19 protein-coding genes, 1 tRNA gene and 1 pseudogene are annotated in these 19487 nt (G+C 60.1%); 15 read left to right on the top strand and 6 right to left on the bottom strand.

The annotated features are described in order from the left end of the window. Positions 1–278: 278 nt before the first annotated feature. On the top strand, positions 279–1775 hold the full coding sequence (locus tag BLV61_RS14480; RefSeq protein WP_090465985.1) for a glycosyltransferase family 39 protein: 1497 nt from the start codon (positions 279–281) through the stop codon (positions 1773–1775). A 6-nt stretch (positions 1776–1781) separates the two neighbouring features. Here the strand turns inward: BLV61_RS14480 and BLV61_RS14475 are convergent, their stop codons facing one another. Beyond that, on the bottom strand, positions 1782–2540 hold the full coding sequence (locus BLV61_RS14475) for a slipin family protein (RefSeq protein ID WP_047536013.1): 759 nt from the start codon (positions 2538–2540) through the stop codon (positions 1782–1784). 2 nt (positions 2541–2542) lie between these two features. After that, a complete protein-coding gene (locus tag BLV61_RS14470) occupies positions 2543–3076 on the bottom strand; it encodes an NfeD family protein (RefSeq protein WP_208604210.1) in 534 nt (177 codons plus the stop codon). 196 nt (positions 3077–3272) lie between these two features. On the opposite strand from BLV61_RS14470, the gene BLV61_RS14465 reads away from it, so the two are divergent. Further along, the gene (locus tag BLV61_RS14465) at positions 3273–3734 is read left to right on the top strand and encodes an aminoacyl-tRNA deacylase (RefSeq protein WP_047536019.1); all 462 of its coding nucleotides are present in this window, start codon (positions 3273–3275) and stop codon (positions 3732–3734) included. Between the two features lie 159 nt (positions 3735–3893). Beyond that, positions 3894–4139, top strand: coding sequence for a DUF2789 domain-containing protein (locus BLV61_RS14460; protein ID WP_047536022.1), 246 nt, complete (start codon positions 3894–3896; stop codon positions 4137–4139). 4 nt (positions 4140–4143) lie between these two features. On the opposite strand, the pseudogene BLV61_RS14455 reads toward BLV61_RS14460, so the two are convergent. Continuing rightward, positions 4144–4425 (bottom strand): annotated as a pseudogene (locus BLV61_RS14455) (type II toxin-antitoxin system RelE/ParE family toxin). After that, on the bottom strand, positions 4422–4700 hold the full coding sequence (locus BLV61_RS14450) for a hypothetical protein (RefSeq protein ID WP_047536028.1): 279 nt from the start codon (positions 4698–4700) through the stop codon (positions 4422–4424). The pseudogene BLV61_RS14455 and the gene BLV61_RS14450 overlap by 4 nt, the downstream one beginning before the upstream one ends. Positions 4701–4897: 197 nt before the next feature. On the opposite strand from BLV61_RS14450, the gene BLV61_RS14445 reads away from it, so the two are divergent. The 9 genes from BLV61_RS14445 (at position 4898) to BLV61_RS14405 (ending at position 13590) form a co-directional block, all read left to right on the top strand. Continuing rightward, positions 4898–5326, top strand: coding sequence for a MarR family winged helix-turn-helix transcriptional regulator (locus tag BLV61_RS14445; protein ID WP_090465979.1), 429 nt, complete (start codon positions 4898–4900; stop codon positions 5324–5326). After that, on the top strand, positions 5323–7395 hold the full coding sequence (locus BLV61_RS14440; RefSeq protein WP_090465977.1) for an FUSC family protein: 2073 nt from the start codon (positions 5323–5325) through the stop codon (positions 7393–7395). The genes BLV61_RS14445 and BLV61_RS14440 overlap by 4 nt, the downstream gene beginning before the upstream one ends. Beyond that, positions 7392–7601, top strand: coding sequence for a DUF1656 domain-containing protein (locus tag BLV61_RS14435; protein WP_047536034.1), 210 nt, complete (start codon positions 7392–7394; stop codon positions 7599–7601). The genes BLV61_RS14440 and BLV61_RS14435 overlap by 4 nt, the downstream gene beginning before the upstream one ends. Continuing rightward, on the top strand, positions 7598–8485 hold the full coding sequence (locus BLV61_RS14430; protein WP_047536037.1) for an efflux RND transporter periplasmic adaptor subunit: 888 nt from the start codon (positions 7598–7600) through the stop codon (positions 8483–8485). The genes BLV61_RS14435 and BLV61_RS14430 overlap by 4 nt, the downstream gene beginning before the upstream one ends. After that, positions 8482–9930 carry an efflux transporter outer membrane subunit gene (locus tag BLV61_RS14425; protein ID WP_090465974.1) on the top strand — a complete coding sequence of 483 codons (1449 nt, stop codon included), beginning with the start codon at positions 8482–8484 and terminating at the stop codon, positions 9928–9930. The genes BLV61_RS14430 and BLV61_RS14425 overlap by 4 nt, the downstream gene beginning before the upstream one ends. A gap of 90 nt (positions 9931–10020) precedes the next feature. Then, positions 10021–10656 carry an NADH:ubiquinone oxidoreductase subunit N gene (locus BLV61_RS14420; RefSeq protein WP_090465971.1) on the top strand — a complete coding sequence of 212 codons (636 nt, stop codon included), beginning with the start codon at positions 10021–10023 and terminating at the stop codon, positions 10654–10656. 259 nt (positions 10657–10915) lie between these two features. Then, positions 10916–12421, top strand: a complete 1506-nt coding sequence (locus tag BLV61_RS14415) for a YdgA family protein (RefSeq protein WP_090465961.1) — start codon at positions 10916–10918, stop codon at positions 12419–12421. A gap of 259 nt (positions 12422–12680) precedes the next feature. Continuing rightward, the gene (locus BLV61_RS14410) at positions 12681–13262 is read left to right on the top strand and encodes a YbhB/YbcL family Raf kinase inhibitor-like protein (protein ID WP_090465957.1); all 582 of its coding nucleotides are present in this window, start codon (positions 12681–12683) and stop codon (positions 13260–13262) included. A 58-nt stretch (positions 13263–13320) separates the two neighbouring features. Then, positions 13321–13590: a hypothetical protein gene (locus BLV61_RS14405; protein ID WP_244159879.1), complete on the top strand. Its 270-nt coding sequence runs from the start codon at positions 13321–13323 to the stop codon at positions 13588–13590. Positions 13591–13672: 82 nt separating this feature from the next. On the opposite strand, the gene BLV61_RS14400 is transcribed toward BLV61_RS14405, so the two are convergent. After that, a tRNA-Arg gene (locus tag BLV61_RS14400) sits at positions 13673–13749 on the bottom strand. A 350-nt stretch (positions 13750–14099) separates the two neighbouring features. On the opposite strand from BLV61_RS14400, the gene gabD reads away from it, so the two are divergent. The 3 genes from gabD (at position 14100) to BLV61_RS14380 (ending at position 18370) form a co-directional block, all read left to right on the top strand. Continuing rightward, positions 14100–15542 carry an NADP-dependent succinate-semialdehyde dehydrogenase gene (gabD, locus tag BLV61_RS14390; protein WP_047536058.1) on the top strand — a complete coding sequence of 481 codons (1443 nt, stop codon included), beginning with the start codon at positions 14100–14102 and terminating at the stop codon, positions 15540–15542. A gap of 197 nt (positions 15543–15739) precedes the next feature. Further along, the gene (gene gabT, locus BLV61_RS14385; RefSeq protein ID WP_047536061.1) at positions 15740–17020 is read left to right on the top strand and encodes a 4-aminobutyrate--2-oxoglutarate transaminase; all 1281 of its coding nucleotides are present in this window, start codon (positions 15740–15742) and stop codon (positions 17018–17020) included. A gap of 135 nt (positions 17021–17155) precedes the next feature. Next, complete coding sequence (locus tag BLV61_RS14380) at positions 17156–18370, top strand: response regulator (RefSeq protein ID WP_090465949.1); 1215 nt, start codon at positions 17156–17158, stop codon at positions 18368–18370. Positions 18371–18421: 51 nt separating this feature from the next. Here the strand turns inward: BLV61_RS14380 and BLV61_RS14375 are convergent, their stop codons facing one another. Next, a complete protein-coding gene (locus tag BLV61_RS14375) occupies positions 18422–19411 on the bottom strand; it encodes a GGDEF domain-containing protein (RefSeq protein WP_090465946.1) in 990 nt (329 codons plus the stop codon). Positions 19412–19487: the final 76 nt, after the last annotated feature.

Here is a 19487-nt window from a genome sequence, read left to right as displayed (position 1 = left end):
TCCCTGCTTGGCTGGAGCAAACCCGGTATCGACAGCCTGATCGAAGCCGTTCGTCAGAATCAGATCGCCCTGCAGATGGTGGAACAGCGGTACGTGGAAGGGAGGGCAGGTGGCGCCGGTGTATCCGCTGGCAGTGGCGACTGACATTAGCCTAAAGTGAGCGGAACGTTTCGGTAGTGCAGGTGAAAAGAGTGGTAGTGGAGGCGCAAAGAAAAGAGCGGTTGGCCAGATCCCGGCCAGTGCCCGCGAACTTGGCTGTGTCCGACTCAAGGCAGCGAATGCTTTGGTATGGCGGCGGGTTGCTTATTCTGGTGCTGGCCGTCATGACCCGGTTATACGGCCTGACCGCTGCCGCAATTTGGGGCGATGAAGGTTCCAGCCTGTTGATGAGTCGGTACACCCTGGATGGTATCTGGGCTCATGCGGCCCATGACGTCCATCCACCGATGTACTTCATGATGCTGCACGGCTGGATCGGGTTGTTTGGCGATGGCATTTCTTCGATACGCAGTTTGAGTGCGCTGCCGGGTGTCGCGTCGGTCATGCTGGGTATGTGGCTGGTCCGGCTGATCGCCAATCCGCGGGCGGCATTACTGGCCGGGTTGATGCTGGCGCTGTTGCCTACGGCGGTGCGCTACAGCCAGGAAGTGCGGATGTATTCGTGGCTGGGGTTGTGGTTGCTCGGCGCTACCATCGCACTGGTGTATTGGGTCAAACAGCCTCGCCACACCCATGCACTGGTGATCTACGCGCTACTGATGGCCACCGCGTTCTACACCCACTATTTCACTGCGCTCTGTGTGCTCGTCCATTGGGCGTACTTGCTGGTGTTGCGCCTGCAGCCGGACCCACCCTTGAAACACATCACTCGCCCGGCCTGGTGGCTGAGCAACGTGGCCATTGTGGTGCTGTTTGCTCCCTGGATCCCTGGCCTGGTCGATCTGACCCGGCACATGGGTGAGCTCAAGGCCAATGGCGATGTGGGTTGGGAATTGCCGGTCACGCTCAGTTCCCTGCCGTCGATGGTGTGGGACTTTCTGATCCAGGACGATGGGGATAAGTTGCCCCGGCTCTTGTTCGTTGCGCTGCCCATCCTATTGCTAGCCGTGATCGTGCTGACGGTTCTGCGTGATCGCAGCCCCTTTCGCTGGAGTGCATTGCTGGCACTCTACACCCTGCTGCCGTTGTTGCTGGTTTACGGGGTTTCGTTTATTTCACCCGTGTTTATCGAGCGCTACCTGAATGCCTATGCGATGGGCCTGCCGCTGATCATGGCACTGGCCATCGACCGCTTGCTGAGCGGCTTTCGGGTATTGGCGCTGGGGTTGTTGGTGCTGTTTGTCGGCACCGAGCTGGTCGGGCTGAAAAACAATGCCACCGTGGATGTGAATGACCAGATCAATGTGATGGTCGATTTCGTCAATCAGCACTACGTGGCGGGCGACCGAATCGTCATCAGTGACATGCTCTGGTACATGAGTTACGTCTATTACAACCGCACCGACACGGATCCGCTGCTGTACACCCCGCCCTTGGCCAACGGGGCATCCAGCCGTCCGAACGATTATGGCTTTGGCACGCTGGTCAATGGTGATGCGCCAAGGATCTACCTCGACCATCTGAGTCAATTGCCCAAGGCAACGGGGCGCGTTTGGTTGATCAGCACGGCGGATCAACCCGACGAATTTGCCCCGCTGCCCGGCGGTTGGCAGAAAGTCGCCGAAACCGCTGCGGGTAACACTCGGGCACGTTTGTTCGTCATGGGGGCTGAGTGACGGCGCTCAAGGTTTCGACGACAAGTCCGCCATGCCCTTGAGCAGTTCGATCGGCAGTGGGAAGACGATGGTCGAACTCTTGTCGCCGGCGATCGAGCTGAGCGTCTGCATGTAACGCAACTGCATGGCCCCGGGCTGGCGACCGAGCATTTCGGCGGCCTGCATGAGTTTTTCCGAGGCCTGCAGTTCGCCTTCGGCGTGGATCACCTTGGCCCGCCGCTCACGCTCCGCTTCAGCCTGTTTGGCAATGGCGCGAATCATCGATTCGTTGAGGTCCACGTGCTTGATCTCGACATTGGCCACCTTGATGCCCCATGCATCGGTCTGGGCGTCGAGCACTTGCTGGATATCGATGTTCAGCCGTTCGCGCTCAGCCAGCAGCTCATCGAGTTCGTGTTTGCCCAGCACCGCGCGCAAGGTGGTTTGCGCCAGCTGACTGGTGGCCATCAGGAAGTCCTCGACCTGGATAATCGCCTTCTGTGGATCGAGTACGCGGAAGTACAGCACGGCGTTGACCTTGACCGAGACGTTATCGCGGGTGATCACGTCTTGCGCCGGGACGTCGAGCACCACGGTGCGCAAGTCGACGCGAACCATTTGCTGAACCACCGGAATCAACAGAATCAGGCCCGGGCCCTTGACCTGCCAAAAGCGTCCGAGCTGGAACACCACCCCGCGTTCGTATTCACGCAGGATGCGGAAGGTCGAACCTGCCAGCGCGATCAGCAGTAACAGCAGCGCGACAAAACCCACTTGCAGGCCCATGACTATTCTCCCGCTGGCACCGCGTCAGTCGCGGCCACTTTCAGCATTAATCCCTTGCGCGACACCACGCGTACTTTCTGCCCGATCTGCAGGGGTTTGGCGCTCGACACTTGCCAGTATTCGCCCTGCAAATGCACCCAGCCGTGGCAGGCATCGTCGGCCAGCAATGACGTGACGGGGGTGATGCTGCCGACCAGCACGGCATCGCCGCTGACGGTATGGCGCGGGCGGGTCTTCAGGGCGCGGATCAGCAGGAACGCCAGCAGCAAAGCACTGATCAAGCCCAAAACGATCATTAACGGAGCAGGGAGTTCGGCATTGGTCAGGATCAGCGCGCCGATCACGAACATCACGATTCCGCCCAGGCCAATCACGCCGTAATTGGGCAGGGCCGCCTCGGCGATCAGGAACGCGAGGCCGAAGGTGATCAACCAGATTCCGGCGGGACTGGTCGCCGGTAGCCCGACAGTGTCTGCGGCGAAGGCTGACGCGCTCAACGCCATTAGCAGTGCAGCGGTACAACAGCGCGTATTCACGTCACCCTCCGGGAGCGTCGTGGACGGTTCTGTATACAGTTTAGTTGACCGTTCGGTTGTATGAATTTTGTTCAGGTGTCGACGTGTCCAATGGGCGGATTTCCCACCGGTTTGGCCCGGCGGGCCTAGACTTTCACTACGTGGAAAAGCGTCAACCATCGTCCGTCAGACGTTGTTGCGGACACCGAGGTGCATCATGCGTATGGCAAGAACCGTGCAGCGAAGCCTGGAAAAGGCTCAATGCGAATATGACATCGTCACCCACCCTCACTCGGCCAGTAGCCTGGAAACGGCGCGAGTCGCGGGCATTCCAGCCGAGCGGGTGGCCAAGTCAGTCATCCTCGACGACCACCATGGTCATTATCTGATGGCCGTGTTGCCCGCCAGTCGCCACCTGGACCTGAGCAAAGTGCGCAGCAGCGGCGAATGGCAAGTCTCGCGCGAAAGCAATCTGCCGCACCTGTTCGATGATTGCGAGCGCGGCGCCGTACCGGCCCTGGGTGAGGCCTATGGGCTGGACGTGGTCATCGACCCACTGCTGACCCGGCAAAAGGACATTTATCTGGAAGCCGGCAACCACATCAACCTGCTGCACATGGACATGCCACAGTTCCTGAAAATGGTGCCGCATGCCGAGGTGCGGGAGTTGAGTCATTGAGATTCGCGACGCCAGTACCGCCGCCATCGCGGGCAAGCCTCGCTCCCACAGTGATTGAGTTGAGCCGCAGATTTGTGATCAACACTGAACCTGTGGGAGCGGGCTTGCCCGCGATTGACCGCGCAGCGGTCCCTTCATTGATTCACAGGAGCTCCAGACATGGAAAACCCGACCCACAGCCTCCCATCGCTGTTCAAACAACTCGGCCTGCCCGACGACGCCGAAAGCATCGATAAATTCATTTCCACCCATTCACCGCTCAAACCGGAGCTGCACCTGGCGGATGCGTTCTTCTGGACCCAGAGCCAGGCGGATTTTCTGCGCGACGATATTCTGGAGGATGCCGATTGGGCGGAGGTGGTTGATCAGCTGGATGTGATGTTGAGGAAGGGGCGGGGGGTATAGACGTTCAATTCTCTGGCGGCCACTGACGGGACGTATGAACCAGAGCAAGTATCCAGATTGCGTTCACTGCCTGTTCATAAACAATTCGATAACTCTGATGGGGAATCAGCTCGCGAGTGCCGGCAATGATTCCGGCAGGGCCACTGTCAGGGTGTTGCGCAAGCCTGGATATCGCATCGCTGAAGCGATTGTCCATGTCGATGGCCGCTTTCGGGTTGATGGCATACAGGTAGTCCCAAATATCTGCACGATCCTGTGCGGCTTCTCACGTCCAGATTATCCTCATTGTTCTGTGGCTGCCTTCCCACGCCTGGCGGCGAACTCTGCTTCCACTTCCTCATTCGTCAGGCCGTTGCCGCTGTGCATTGAGGTGCGGGCGATGTCCACTTTGCGTTGCAGGAAGGCCTCGTATTCACGAGATTCTCGTTGCGTTTGGACAAACTGGCGCATCATTTCCCGGACGATTTGTGAGGCAGGGCGGTGAGCGGCTTCTGCTTCGGCCATGAATTGTTCGCGCAAATCTGATTCGAGTTTCATTGTAAAAACGGCTTGTTTTGACATGGTGAGTGTTCCTGGATCGGGTACCAATAAAGTATATACATCATCAGTACTCTGTCAGGTCCATCGCATTCTGCTTGCGACGGGTGGAAACCAATTTGTTTCAAAACTTGACGGAAAAACCTCTCCAATGCCATATTGATAGTTAGCAAACTAACAGTGTGTTTTCTCCCGTGCCGAATAATCTCGACGCTCTGCAGATGAACATCAGCAGCTCCATGGTGGTGGCCGCCAGGCATTGGCGGAAAATCTGCCAGAGCACGCTGCTCAATTACGGAATTTCCGAAGCCTGTGCCGTGCCGTTGTTGATGATCGGACGGTTGGGCGAGGGGGTGCGTCAGGTGACGGTGGCGCAGGCGGCGGGGATGGAGAGTCCTTCCCTGGTGCGGTTGCTCGATCAGTTGTGTCACGCCGGGTACGTCTGTCGCACCGAGGATGCGCAGGATCGCCGCGCCAAATGCCTGAGCCTCACCGACAGCGGTCGGACACTGGTGCAAGCCGTCGAAGTTGAGCTGGTGCGCTTGCGCAGTGAGGTGCTCGAAGGCATCGATGCGCTCGACCTCGAAGCCACCTTGCGTGTATTGAAGGCCTTCGAGTCGGCCGGACAAGCACCGGTGCTCTACCCTTGAGCGGCTTTTTTACCGGCGTGCCCCCGGCGCGGGACTGGTTCTTCGGTGTGCGCACGTTCGCCGCCTCGATGATTGCGCTCTACATCGCCTTGCTCATGCAAATGCCGCGGCCTTACTGGGCGATGGCCACGGTGTATATCGTTTCCAGCCCGTTTGTCGGCCCGACCAGTTCCAAGGCGCTGTACCGCGCAGTGGGCACCTTCCTCGGTGCTGCCGCGGCGGTGTTTTTCGTGCCGATGTTTGTCCAGAGCCCCTATGTGCTGGTGCTGGTGGTGGCACTGTGGACCGGGATTCTGCTGTTTCTGTCCCTGCACCTGCGCACCGCCAACAACTACGCGTTGATGCTCGCCGGTTACACCTTGCCGCTGATCGCGTTGCCGGTGATGAATAACCCGTTGTCGGTGTGGGACGTCGCCGAGGCACGCACGGAGGAGATCTTCCTCGGCATCGCCGTTGCGGCGGTCGTCGGCGCGATGTTCTGGCCTCGGCGGCTGGCCCCGGTGTTCAACGATTCGGTGAGCAAGTGGTTCGCCGATGCCTCGACCTATAGCCTGCAATTCCTCGGTCGCCATGTGCAACCGGCCGAAGCCAGTGCGTTGCGTGCGTCGATGGTGGCGACCTTCAATAGCCTGGAGCTGATGATCGGTCAGTTGCCCCACGAAGGCGCGCGGCCGCAAACGGTGCGCAACACCAAGGAACTGCGCGGAAGGATGATCCACCTGCTGACCGTGGTCGATGCCCTGGACGATGCGCTTTGCGCCCTGGAACGGCGCACGCCCGAACTTGTGGATAAGTTCGCGCCACTCCTCGACGCCGCCAGCGAATGGCTGCAACACAAGGACGCGGATGTCGATCGCTGGCAGGCGCTCAAAGACCAGGTCGAAGCCCTTCAACCCAATGTCGAAGCGCTGGAGGACCGCAAGCAGCTGTTGTTCTCCAACGCGCTGTACCGCCTCGGCGAATGGATCGATCTGTGGCAGGACTGCCGCAGTCTGCAAATCGCCATCCAATGCGAAAACCAAGACAGTTGGCACGCGGTGTATCGGCATTGGCGGCTCGGCCGACTGTCGCCATTTCTGGATCGCGGCCTGATGCTTTATTCAGCGGCGTCCACCGTCACGGCGATCATCGTTGCATCGGTGCTGTGGATTCTGCTGGGCTGGACCGACGGGGGCTCCGCCGTGATTCTGGCGGCCGTGGCGTGCAGCTTCTTCGCCTCGATGGACGACCCTGCACCACAGATTTACCGGTTCTTTTTCTGGACGGCGATGTCGGTGTTGTTCGCCAGTCTTTACCTGTTTCTGGTGCTGCCCAACCTGCACGATTTCCCGATGCTGGTGCTGGCGTTCGCCGTGCCGTTCATCATCGTCGGCACCTTGACCGTCAAGCCGCAGTTTTACCTGGGCATGTTGCTGACACTGGTCAACACCTCGTCCTTCATTAGCATTCAGGGGGCGTACGACGCGGACTTCCTCAGCTTTGCCAACGCCAACCTGGCCGGCCCCGTGGGCTTGCTGTTTGCGTTTGTCTGGACCCTGATCGCCCGGCCATTCGGCGCCGAACTGGCGGCCAAGCGTCTGACCCGATTCAGTTGGCGTGACATTGTCGGCCTGTCCGAGCCGGCCAGTCTGGCCGAGCACCGGCATCTTGGCGTGCAAATGCTTGACCGCCTGATGCAGCATTTGCCGCGTCTGGCCTTGACCGGGCAGGACACCGGGATCGCCCTGCGGGAAGCCCGCGTGGCGCTGAATATGCTCGATCTTCTCGCCTACGCGCCGCGTATTGACGGGGTGCCGAACGCGCTGTTGCGCCAAGTGGTGGCCGAGGTCGGCGAATACTTCAAGGCGTGCCTCAAGGCTGGCAGGCGCTTGCCCGCACCGAGCCCGCTGCTGATGACCATGGACCGAGCCCGTCGAGCGCTTGGCGGCGCGGGCGATGACGAGACCCGCCTGCAACTGTTGCACGCCTTGAGTGGCTTGCGCCTGGCGTTGTTGCCTGGCATCGAATTTGTCGGTTCCGCCGAGCTTGAAGAACCGCTTCCCCATGGCATCGATGGAGCGCCTTTATGATTGGTGACCTGGATCTCAGCGGGGTATTCCTGCCCACACTGCTGGTGCTGATGGGCATTACCTATGTGTTGTTCCTGTTGGTGCACGGGGTGCTCACGCGTCTGCACTTTTATCGTCTGGTCTGGCACCGGGCATTGTTTAACGTGGCTCTCTACGCCTTGCTGCTTGGCGTCGTGGACTCACTCAGTCGATACCTGATGACATGAAAAAGCCTTTATTGACCATCGGCCGCGTGGCCCTGACCCTGTTGATCGTGAGCTTCGCCGTGGTCGTGGTCTGGCGGATGGTGCTGTATTACATGTTTGCCCCCTGGACCCGCGACGGTCACATCCGTGCCGACATTGTGCAGATCGCCCCGGACGTTTCCGGGCTGATCCAGCAGGTGGACGTGCGCGACAACCAGCCGGTCAAGCGCGGTCAGGTGCTGTTCAGCATCGATCAGGACCGATTCAAGCTGGCCCTGCGCCAGGCGAAAGCCGCGGTCGCCGACCGTGAAGAAACCCTGGCCCAGGCCCAGCGCGAAGCCAAGCGCAACAAAGGCCTGGGCAATCTGGTGCCCGCCGAACAGCTGGAAGAAAGCCAGTCGAAGGTAGCCCGTGCCCAAGTGGCGTTGATGGAAGCCCAGGTGGCGGTGGACAGTGCTCAGCTCAACCTCGACCGCTCGGTGATTCGCAGCCCGGTGGACGGTTATGTCAACGACCGCGCACCGCGTGCCCAGGAATTCGTCAGTGCCGGGCGGCCGGTGCTGTCTATCGTCGACAGCAATTCGTTTCACATCGACGGCTATTTTGAAGAAACCAAGCTGGACGGCATCCATATCGGCCAGAGCGTCGACATCCGGGTGATTGGTGACCGCGCGCGCCTGCGTGGCCATGTGGTCAGCATCGTCGCCGGTATCGAAGACCGCGACCGCACCAGCGGCAACAACCTGTTGCCCAACGTCAACCCGGCGTTCAGCTGGGTACGCCTGGCCCAGCGGATTCCCGTGCGGATTGCTTTCGATGACGTACCGGCGGATTTCCGCATGATCGCCGGGCGCACCGCGACTGTGTCGATCATCGACGACCAGGTCCGGGAGCCTGCGCAATGAGCAAAGCCACGGGTTTGGCGGTTGCCGGATTAGGCTTGTTGCTGTCGGCGTGTCAGGTGGTCGGGCCGGACTATCACCTGCCGGACGAAGCGGCCATCCACCGTGAAGACTTGCAGGGCGAACTGGCGGTGGAAGGCAAGCCCGTGGTCTCGGCGCCGGTGCCTGCCGATTGGTGGCGCCTGTATCGGGACCCGCGTCTCGATCAACTGGTGCAGCAAGCCATGGCATCCAACACCGATCTGCGCGTGGCGGCGGCCAGTCTGTTGCGCGCTCGTGCGCAAGTCGACGAGGCCGAGGCGGCCGGTGGCTGGAGCGGCGGCGTGAAAATGGGCGCCGAGCGTTTGCAGGAGTCCGGCCAAGCCTTCCTGTTGCCGGAAAAGGTGCCGGTGGCCAACATCGGCGATATCGGTATTTCCGCGTCGTACCAGTTCGACCTGTTCGGTACGTTGCAGCGCGGCATCGAAGCGGCCAAGGCCAACGCCGATGCCACCCAGGCCGCCGCCGACACCGCGCGCATCACCCTGGTGGCCGATGTCGTGCGGGCCTACACCCAGGTCTGCGCGGCCAACGAAGAGCGGGAGATCGCCCAGCATTCCCTTGATCTGCAATCCCAGAGCACCACGCTGATCCAGCGCTTGCGCGACGCCGGACGTGGCGACGAGACCCAGGTCACGCGCTCGCAAACCCAATTCAAGTCGTTGCGTGCCGACATGCCCCGTTATGAGGCGGCGCGTCAGGCCGGGTTGTTCCGTTTGTCGATGCTGCTGGCCAAGCCTGTGGATCAATTGCCGGCCGGCACTGCGACTTGCGCTGAACTGCCGAAAATCGCGCAGTTGGTGCCTGTGGGCGATGGTGCCGCATTGCTCAAGCGTCGTCCCGACGTGCGGCAGGCCGAGCGCCGACTGGCGGCCGCGACGGCCGGTATCGGCATCGCTACGGGCGAGCTGTACCCGAAAATCAGCATCGGCGCGACCATCGGTACCGTCGGCATCCTGGGTGATCTCGGCGACCCATCCACCAACCGTTGGGGGTTCGGGCCGTCGCTGACCTGGACCGTACCGTCCAACGGCACCCGCGCCCGCATCCGTGAAGCCGAAGCCACGACCCAGGGTGTGTTGGCACACTTTGACGGCGTTGTGCTCAACGCCATTCGCGAAACCCAGACCGCCCTGGCCCAGTACTCCGCGCTGCTGCAACGCCGTGATGCCCTGGCGGATGCCGAGCAATCGGCGAAACTGGCGGCCGACCAGACGCACCGCTTCTTCCAGGCCGGCCGCGAGTCGTTCCTGGCGGACCTGCAAGCGACCCGCACTTACACCGACGTCACGGCGCAACTGGCCACGGCGAACACGCAAGTTGCCATGAGCCAGATCGATTTGTTCCTCGCCCTGGGCGGAGGGTGGGAAAGCGGACGAACGCAAGCGTCGAACTCCGGCAAACCCTGAGGCCGTTGCTATGCTTTGAAGTGTTGGAGGGGCGCTGGAGTCAGGCGCCCTTGCTTCGCAAAGCTCGCGCAGGTCATGGGGAAACCAATAATGAAAAACCCTTATGCTCTCGGCTTCTGGTGCGCCGTCGTAGCGTTAGTGCTGCTTTCGGCCACCTATTTCTACGGCGTCATGCTGACCCACCAGATCGACAAGGCTCTGGTGTTCCTCGACAGCGCCACGGCGCTGATTGCCGTGATGTCCATCGCGGTGGTGGCCTGGGCCTCGGTCCAGAACCAGCGAATCAAAAAAAGACAACTCGAACAAGGCAAGACCCTGGTGCTGATCTGGGACACCAAGGTCGCGCTGCGTCGTGTCGAAACGGTGTTCGACCGTTATTTCTGGGGCAGTTACTGGCAGCCAGGGCGCACGTTCCAGGAGGTCATGGGCGAACTCACCGGCACACCGCTGGAAAAGAGCCTGGAAACCCTGAAAAAACAATGCCTGGCGCTCGACAAGCAAGTGGCCGACGACGGCTGGCACTGGCTCAACAATGCGCGGGAACTGGCCGATGTCGCCGCCGCCATGGCCCGCGAACGCTATCAGCTGGATTTCTGCGACCCGCAGGGGGAAGTGACGGGCGGGGCGGTGATCAATCGCGACTTTGAAGTGCTGGTGTACACCTGGACCGCGCGGCTTAAAACCTTTGATCATCAGCTCGATGAGATCGAGGTTCAGTATTCCTGATGCTGCGTTGGCAGGTCTGACGCCTTCGCTGGCTAGCCAGCTACTACGGGGAATGTGCGCAACCTGTGGGAGCTGGCTTGCCAGCGAAGACAATCGCTCATACATGCGCCATAGACACTCTTTCACCTTTAATCCTTGGGCCGTCCACCGCGCCTGATGCTAATCTGCATCCCACTTTCAGCGCTGTCGCGACCGCAACCCGTCATGGGTTCAGGGAAGACGACTACACCTTCAACAACGGACATTGAACGGGTCATTCATGAATAAATCAGCAGGCGTGTTACTGGGAATTGTCGTGGCCATCGGTGCAATCAGCGCCGGCGGTGCCTGGTACACCGGCACCAAAATCGAAAGCGTGCTGAACACTTCCCTGGCTGACGCCAACCAGCAACTGCAAGCGGCGCTGGTCGGTCATAAAGGCACGGCATCGCTGGAACTGGTGTCGCTGGAGCGCCATGTGTTCAGCAGTACCGCGCACTATCGCCTCAAGGGCGAAGGTGAAATGTTCGGCGAGGAGCCGGTTGAGCTGCTGTTTGTCGATCACATCGAACACGGTCCGCTGCCGTTCTCGCGCCTGGTGTCGCTGAAGTGGCTGCCGGTCATGGCCACCAGTCATTACGAACTGGAAAAGACGCCGCTCACTGAAAAATGGTTTGCCGCCGCCAAGGATGTCTCCCCGCTCAAAGGCGTGGTCAATATCGGCTACGACAACTCCACCAACGGCACGCTGGAAATGCTGCCGCTGGAAACCGCGCTGGATGACAAGTCCAGCTTGAAGTTTTCCGGCCTGAAACTCGATGTTTCGGCCAGCGCCCAGGCGCAGAAGGTCAAGGCCGACGGCTACATGGACAGTCTGAAGCTGACCACCGTTTCCGAAGATCAGGCACCGGTGCAGGTCGAATTGAACGGCCTGACTCTGGCCAGCAACCTGAGCAAAAGTACCTACGGCTACTACACCGGCGAAAACACCGTTGTGCTGACCAACAGCCAAACCACGTTCGGTGCCAAACAGTCCGTGCTGGGCTTCAAGAATTTCGAGATGAAGAACCAGACCGAGGAATCGGGCACCAGCGCATCCGGGCGTGCCGACTACAAGGTGGGTGAAGTGTCCTTGAACGGCAAGGCGTTCGGTTCGGCACAGTTGGCGATGAGCCTGAAGAACCTCGACATACCGGCGACGATGTCGCTGATGCAGATTTACCAGAGCAAACTGCAGCCGTACGAGCAACTTGCCGCCGAGGCAGCCGAGGCGGGTCAACCGGTGCCGGAACTGAAGCTGACCGAAGCCGAAGAGGCGCAACTGAAAACCGGTCTGGAGCAATTGCTGGCGGCCGGCCCGCAGGTGGCCCTGGAAAACCTCTCGTTCAAAACCACCAACGGCGAAAGCCGCGCCAACCTGGTGCTGGACCTGACCAAGCCGCAATCGATCGAATTGCCGACCGACCAACTGATCAGGCAGTTGATTGCGCTGCTGGACATCAATTTGCAAGTGTCCAAGCCAATGCTCGTTGACGTGTTCACCGTGCAATCGCAAATCGACGGCCAGACCGACGCCAAGCTGATCGCCGATCAGGCCACCGCCACCGCCGACATGTTTGGCAGCATGGCCGTCGGCTCGCAGCTGGCGAAACTGGACGGAAACAACATCGTCAGCAAACTGCATTACGCCAACAATCAGGTCGAGTTCAACGGCCAGAAAATGACAGTCGAAGAATTTGTCGGCTTCGTCATGAGCAAATTTGCTGGCGCAGGCGAGGTTCAATAAAACCGCCACCCTCCAGACAACGCCCGGCCTCTGCGCAATGCAGGCGCCGGGCGTTTTGCTGTTCGGCGGTTGAAATGCGGTCGACCTATCCTCGTCACCGTCTTCAGTAACGGGTGTAGGACGGTTCTGAGGCGCGGTGCTTCGTTGAAAAAAACGGCGCAATTGTTGAAGGTTGCGCCAAATCCTGGTGCCACCAAATGAAAGCTCCAGCTATAGTTTGCACGCCGACGACGGCCCCACCCGCACAAGGTACTCCGGCATGACCCGATTGACCTCTCTGAACCCTTGGCTAGCGGCCATAGCGGTCGCCCTTTGCGTGCAATTGCCGGCGCATGCGGCGCAGGCGGCACAAGCGACCCAGGAGCGTTTCACCCTGAACATCCCAGGCGTGTCGGATGACCGGTTGTTCACTTCTGCCGCTGCCAGCGATGCGCCGGGCTGCGGCGGGCATAATGTTTCACCGGCGCTGAGCTGGAGCGCCGGCCCGGCCGGAACGCTCAGTTACGCCATCGTCATGCACGACCCTGACGGCCAGAAAGGACAGGGTGTCGATCACTGGGTGCATTACGGCATCAAAGCCAGCACCCACCAGATCGCGTCCGGTGTCGGCGCAAAGTCCACACTTGAAGGCGTGTCCGGCATCAACAGCAAAGGCACCGCCGGTTACGTCGGCCCCTGCCCGCCGGCTGGCGACAGTGCGCACCATTACATCATCCAGATCTACGCCCTGGACCTCGCACCGGATGCGTTGCCGGCAGGCCTGACCCGTGCGCAGCTGCTGGAACGAATCAACGGTCATGTGCTGAAAAACAGCAGCGTGGTCCGGCGTTACCACCGCTGAAGCCTGATCACTTCAGCGGCTTTGCAGAAAAAACTGAAGTGCGCGGCCTTCCGGGGATTTGGCATCCCTCCCCGAAAGCGCGCACTATCAGCCTGTAGTCGATGCGTTGGAGGATGCCGTGACAAAAAAAATCGACCGCATCGCCCAAATGCTCAACTGCCCGGAAAAGGGTGAGGAACTACGGCGAGCGATTACCGAAAGTCGTAAGGATTTTCTGCTGAATCAGCCGGACGAAGACATCGTTGAAGACGACGTGCTCGAAGATGAAGGCTTCGAGGATGACGAGGACGATGATGAATACGACGAGTTTGATTGGACGACGGAATGAAAAAAACCGCTCAGGCGGTTTTTTTGTGCGCCCACAAAAAAGCCCCAGACCTTACGGCCTGAGGCTTTCTCGTTTCTATAGATGGTGCACCAGGCGGGATTCGAACCCACGACCCCTGCCTTCGGAGGGCAGTACTCTATCCAGCTGAGCTACTGGTGCAGCGCGGGCGCCATGATACTCATATGCACTGCGGGCGTCCATGCTGCTGAATCGCCTGCGTTTTTCCAAAGCGTAACCTGCCTTTGTTACGTTGATCAGAAAATCACAGCAAAAAAGACGTTTTCGTTCTTTTTTTCGAACGCCCTATTGTCCTTTAACCCCTTTGATCCTAGGATTCGTTTGAGATTTCAAACGCTCTTGTCTGGGTGCTGAACCGCACGAATTCAATACGTGCGCTATTTATGTGCTTCAGCCCGGTGAATGATTTCCCTGACGGCAGCCTACTGAGGCGCCTTTCTACAATCATAATTTGCTCCGCGTATCGCGCGGTGCTGTTAAGGAAAGCCGACATGCAGCTTAAAGACACCCAGTTGTTCCGCCAGCAAGCCTTCATCGATGGCGCTTGGGTTGATGCGGACAATGGTCAGACGATCAAGGTCAACAACCCGGCAACGGGCGAAATTCTGGGTACTGTGCCGAAAATGGGCGCTGCCGAAACCCGCCGTGCAATCGAAGCTGCTGACAAAGCGCTGCCGGCCTGGCGTGCACTGACCGCCAAAGAGCGTGCGAACAAGCTGCGTCGCTGGTTCGAACTGATCATCGAGAACCAGGACGACCTGGCTCGCCTGATGACCCTGGAACAAGGCAAGCCACTGGCCGAAGCCAAGGGCGAAATCGTTTACGCCGCTTCCTTTATCGAGTGGTTCGCCGAAGAAGCCAAGCGCATCTACGGTGATGTGATTCCGGGCCACCAGCCAGACAAGCGCCTGATCGTGATCAAGCAGCCAATCGGCGTGACCGCTGCCATCACCCCGTGGAACTTCCCGGCCGCAATGATCACCCGTAAAGCCGGCCCGGCCCTGGCCGCCGGTTGCACTATGGTGCTCAAGCCTGCTTCGCAAACGCCGTTCTCCGCGTTCGCCCTGGCTGAATTGGCCCAGCGTGCCGGCATCCCTGCTGGTGTGTTCAGCGTGGTTTCCGGCAGCGCCGGCGACATCGGCACCGAGCTGACCAGCAACCCGATCGTGCGCAAACTGTCCTTCACCGGTTCGACCGAAATCGGTCGTCAACTGATGGCCGAATGCGCCAAGGACATCAAGAAAGTGTCCCTGGAACTGGGCGGCAACGCACCGTTCATCGTGTTCGACGACGCGGACCTGGATAAGGCCGTCGAAGGCGCGATCATTTCCAAGTACCGCAACAACGGTCAGACCTGCGTCTGCGCCAACCGCCTGTACATCCAGGATTCGGTCTACGACGCCTTCGCCGAGAAGCTGAAAGTGGCCGTGGCCAAGCTGAAGATCGGCAACGGTCTGGAAGCAGGCACCACCACTGGCCCGCTGATCGATGAAAAAGCCGTGGCCAAGGTGCAAGAGCACATCGCTGACGCCGTTGCCAAAGGCGCTACCGTGCTGTCCGGCGGCAAGTCTATCGAAGGCAACTTCTTCGAGCCGACCATCCTGACCAACGTGCCGAACAACGCGGCCGTGGCCAAGGAAGAAACCTTCGGTCCATTGGCGCCGCTGTTCCGTTTCAAAGACGAAGCCGACGTGATCGCGATGTCCAACGACACCGAGTTCGGTCTGGCCTCGTACTTCTATGCGCGTGACCTGGGTCGTGTGTTCCGTGTGGCTGAAGCCCTGGAATACGGCATGGTCGGCGTCAACACCGGGCTGATCTCCAACGAAGTCGCGCCATTCGGCGGTATCAAGGCCTCGGGCCTGGGCCGTGAAGGCTCCAAGTACGGCATCGAAGATTACCTGGAAATCAAATACCTCTGCCTGGGCATCTAAGCTCGAGGGCATAAGCCCGGCAAGGCATTGCTTCAAACGCAAAGGGCACGAGAGCGCTGTTCCTTTGCGTGCTTCAAACGGAATTTTCTCTGTGGCGGGGAAAGCTGTGGCAGTCGATCATCGCATGCTGCCGAAGTTGCCTCCTCGCTGCCTAATCCTTGAACCACGCCGACCGATGAGCGGCGAATGAGGAATGTATGAGCAAGACTAACGCTTCTTTGATGGCCCGCCGTACCGCTGCTGTTCCACGTGGCGTAGGCCAGATTCACCCGATCTTCGCCGAGTCCGCGAAGAACGCTACCGTGACCGACGTTGAAGGTCGCGAGTTCATCGACTTCGCCGGCGGTATCGCTGTGCTGAACACCGGTCACGTGCACCCGAAAGTCATCGCCGCCGTGACCGAGCAACTGAACAAGCTGACCCACACCTGCTTCCAGGTACTGGCCTACGAGCCGTACGTGGAAGTGTGCGAAAAAATCAACGCCAAGGTGCCAGGTGATTTCGCCAAGAAAACCCTGCTGGTCACCACCGGTTCCGAAGCCGTGGAAAACGCCGTGAAAATCGCTCGTGCCGCCACTGGCCGTGCCGGCGTGATCGCCTTCACCGGCGCCTACCACGGTCGCACCATGATGACCCTGGGCCTGACCGGTAAAGTCGTGCCTTACTCGGCCGGCATGGGTCTGATGCCAGGCGGTATCTTCCGCGCGCTGTACCCGAACGAACTGCATGGCGTGAGCATCGACGATTCGATCGCTTCCATCGAGCGCATCTTCAAGAACGACGCCGAGCCGAAAGACATCGCCGCGATCATCATCGAGCCTGTACAGGGTGAAGGTGGTTTCTACGTCGCGCCGAAAGAATTCATGAAGCGTCTGCGTGCCCTGTGCGACCAGCACGGCATCCTGATGATCGCTGACGAAGTACAGACCGGCGCGGGCCGTACCGGTACGTTCTTCGCCATGGAACAGATGGGCGTTGCTGCCGACCTGACCACTTTCGCCAAATCCATCGCTGGCGGCTTCCCGCTGGCCGGTGTGTGCGGCAAGGCCGAATACATGGACGCTATCGCTCCAGGCGGCCTGGGCGGCACCTACGCCGGTAGCCCGATCGCTTGCGCCGCGGCCCTGGCCGTGATGGAAGTGTTCGAAGAAGAGCACCTGCTGGACCGCTGCAAGTCCGTCGGCGAGCGTCTGGTCACTGGCCTCAAAGCCATCCAGGCCAAATACCCGTCGGTGATCGGTGAAGTCCGTGCCCTGGGCGCAATGATCGCTGTCGAGCTGTTCGAAAACGGCGACAGCCACAAGCCGAACGCTGCCGCTGTGGCATCCGTTGTGGCCAAGGCTCGCGACAAAGGCCTGATCCTGCTGTCCTGCGGCACCTACGGCAACGTTCTGCGCGTCCTGGTACCGCTGACTGCTCCGGACGAACAACTGGACAAAGGTCTGGCGATCATCGAAGAATGCTTCGCTGAGCTCTGATCGCCAAGTGTGACTTGATCGACAAAAAACCCGCTTCGGCGGGTTTTTTTATATCTGCCAGAACAGATACCACGTATTGATACTATTCGAAGGAGCGGCATTGGATAAGGTTCGAGCATTGTCAGGGAGCGCTGTATGACAGCTGTCATTTTACCCGCGGTTCCGAGAGTACTGATCGCTGAGGCCGACCCTTGGTCCCGTGATCTGCTCAAGGAAGTGTTGTTGAACGTTCGCTGTGACGCACGACTGGATCTGTGCGCCGACGGCCAGCAGGCGTTGGAGTTGCTGGCGGCCTACCCTTACGATCTGGTGATCGTCGACTGGGAATTGCCCGGTGTCGATGGCCTGAATGTGTTGCGCAGTGTTCGCCAGCGCAAACGCAACCCACCGTTGCCCTTCATCCTGATGAGCAGTCGCAACGACAGCGCCAGCGTACGCGAGGTCTTGCCGCTGGCGCCTGCCGCCTACCTGACCAAACCGTTGAACATGGAAAGCCTGACTCAGCGCTTGCACGGATTGCTGCTCGATGGGGGGGAAGAGGTGTCGTGCGAAGTGCCGGCGCTGGCGCCGGGCATGACCCTGTCTGTATTCCTGGAGCGTCGTCGTGAACTGTCCGAGGGCGCGCCGCTGATGACCGACGTGCAGTTGGCGGTCAAGCGTAGCCTCAATCCTGACGGTCTGGACTTGACGGCGCTGGAAGACGAGATCCGCACAGACCCGCAGGTCACGGCGGTTCTGATCGCCGCCGCCAACAGCGCGGCCCAGCATCACGGCGCACCTGTACAAACCCTGTCGCAGGCGCTGCACCGACTGGGTACCGGGCAAAGCATGAACCTGATTCTCGGCCTGGCCCTCAAGCGCAGTGCACGGCTCAGTGATCCGTCTCTGTCGGACTACGCCGAGCGCTATTGGGACTTGTCGCTGCACACCGCCGAATACGCGCGAACGCTGGCGCGCTTGCTCGATCTGGATCAGGCGCGATGCTATTGCGCGGGCATGTTGCATCGGCTCGGCGATCTGGCGTTGTTGCGTTGTTTGCAGGAATGGAAGCAGGCCGGTGGCGAGCTGGACGAGCAAGAGGCGGTTGGCGAGGCGTTGGCCGAATTCAGCGCGGCCTACGGTTCGGCGTTGCGTACCCGCTGGCGATTGCCGCTGGAGCTACGAGAGCTGATTGCGGCGACCTACCAGCTCGGTGGCGGGGTCTACTCCCGTGAAGCGCTGGTGATGAACATGGCGGCGCAGCTGGCGCGCTTGAGCGAGCATGAGGGGCTTGAGGACCTGGCCAAGAGCCGTACGGCGCGCCTGCTCAAGATCGGTTTGCCGGAGTTGGTGCGCCTGCGCAAAAAATAAGGCTTCACCCAAACCCTGCAGGAGCTGGCAAGGCCGTTCCTGGAAGGGCATTCAGGCCGTCACTATCCGGTTCTTGCCCTCACGCTTGGCCTGATACATCGCTGCGTCCGCGCGGGCAAACAGGCTATCCACATTTTCGTCCCCGGCGACAAGGCTGGTCAGCCCCTGACTGACGGTGATGCCAAACGTCTGGCCGTCATGCTTGAAGCTCAAACGCTGGATCTCCCTCTGCAGTCGTTCAGCCACTTGCAGAGCCATGTCCGGCGTGCAGCCCGGGAACACCGCCGCGAACTCCTCACCACCAATGCGCCCGAACAGATCGCCACGGCGCAACGCCGCTCGACCGCTCTCGGCGATACGCTGCAGGACGTTATCGCCTTCCTGGTGACCATAAGTGTCGTTGATGATTTTGAAGTCATCGATGTCCAGCATCAGGAAGGACAACGGCGTCTCTTGTTGACGTGCCATTTCGAATTCCTGATGAGCGCCTTCGAAGAAGTGGCGACGATTGCTGCTCTGGGTCAGGGCGTCGGTGGTGGCCAGGCGTTGCAGCTCGGTTTCCATTTGCTTCTTGTCGGTGATGTCTTCAGCGATGCCAACGATGATGACCGGCTGCCCTGGCTCGGCCTGGCGGTTCATGAAGCATTTGTCGCTGAGCCAGCGCACTTGGCCGTCGGCGGCAATGATCCGGTATTCGCGGTCTTCGATCGCGCCTTTTTCCAGCACATCCGCCAGGCTGCGCTCGGCATATTCCAGATCGTCGGGGTAGATGCTGTCCCGCCACTGGTTGTAGTCGGACAGCAGCAGGTCGGCGGAGCGCCCGAAAATCCGCTCATAGGCCGGGCTGACATACAGCACCTGGCGGGTTTCCCAGTTGAATGCCCAGAGCACGGCATTGACACTCACCAGCAGGGTGCTGAACAGCTGTTCGCGTTCGCTCAGTCGCGCCACTTCACCTTGGGCATGCATCAGCGCCAGCAGGGTTTGCGCGGCCTCGGGCCATTGCGAAGGGGATGGGTCTTCTTGGTTTTTAATGACCATGGGTACACATCTCAAAGGGCGTGCGCCGCTTTGGATTCGAAAGCGGCCACAACGAAGCCCGCCTGGGTGGCGAAGT

The sequence above is a fragment of the Pseudomonas mohnii genome (assembly GCF_900105115.1).
Taxonomy (GTDB): domain Bacteria; phylum Pseudomonadota; class Gammaproteobacteria; order Pseudomonadales; family Pseudomonadaceae; genus Aquipseudomonas; species Aquipseudomonas mohnii.
Note: the sequence above shows the minus strand (reverse complement) of the source record. Positions and strands in the feature narration are given on the sequence as shown.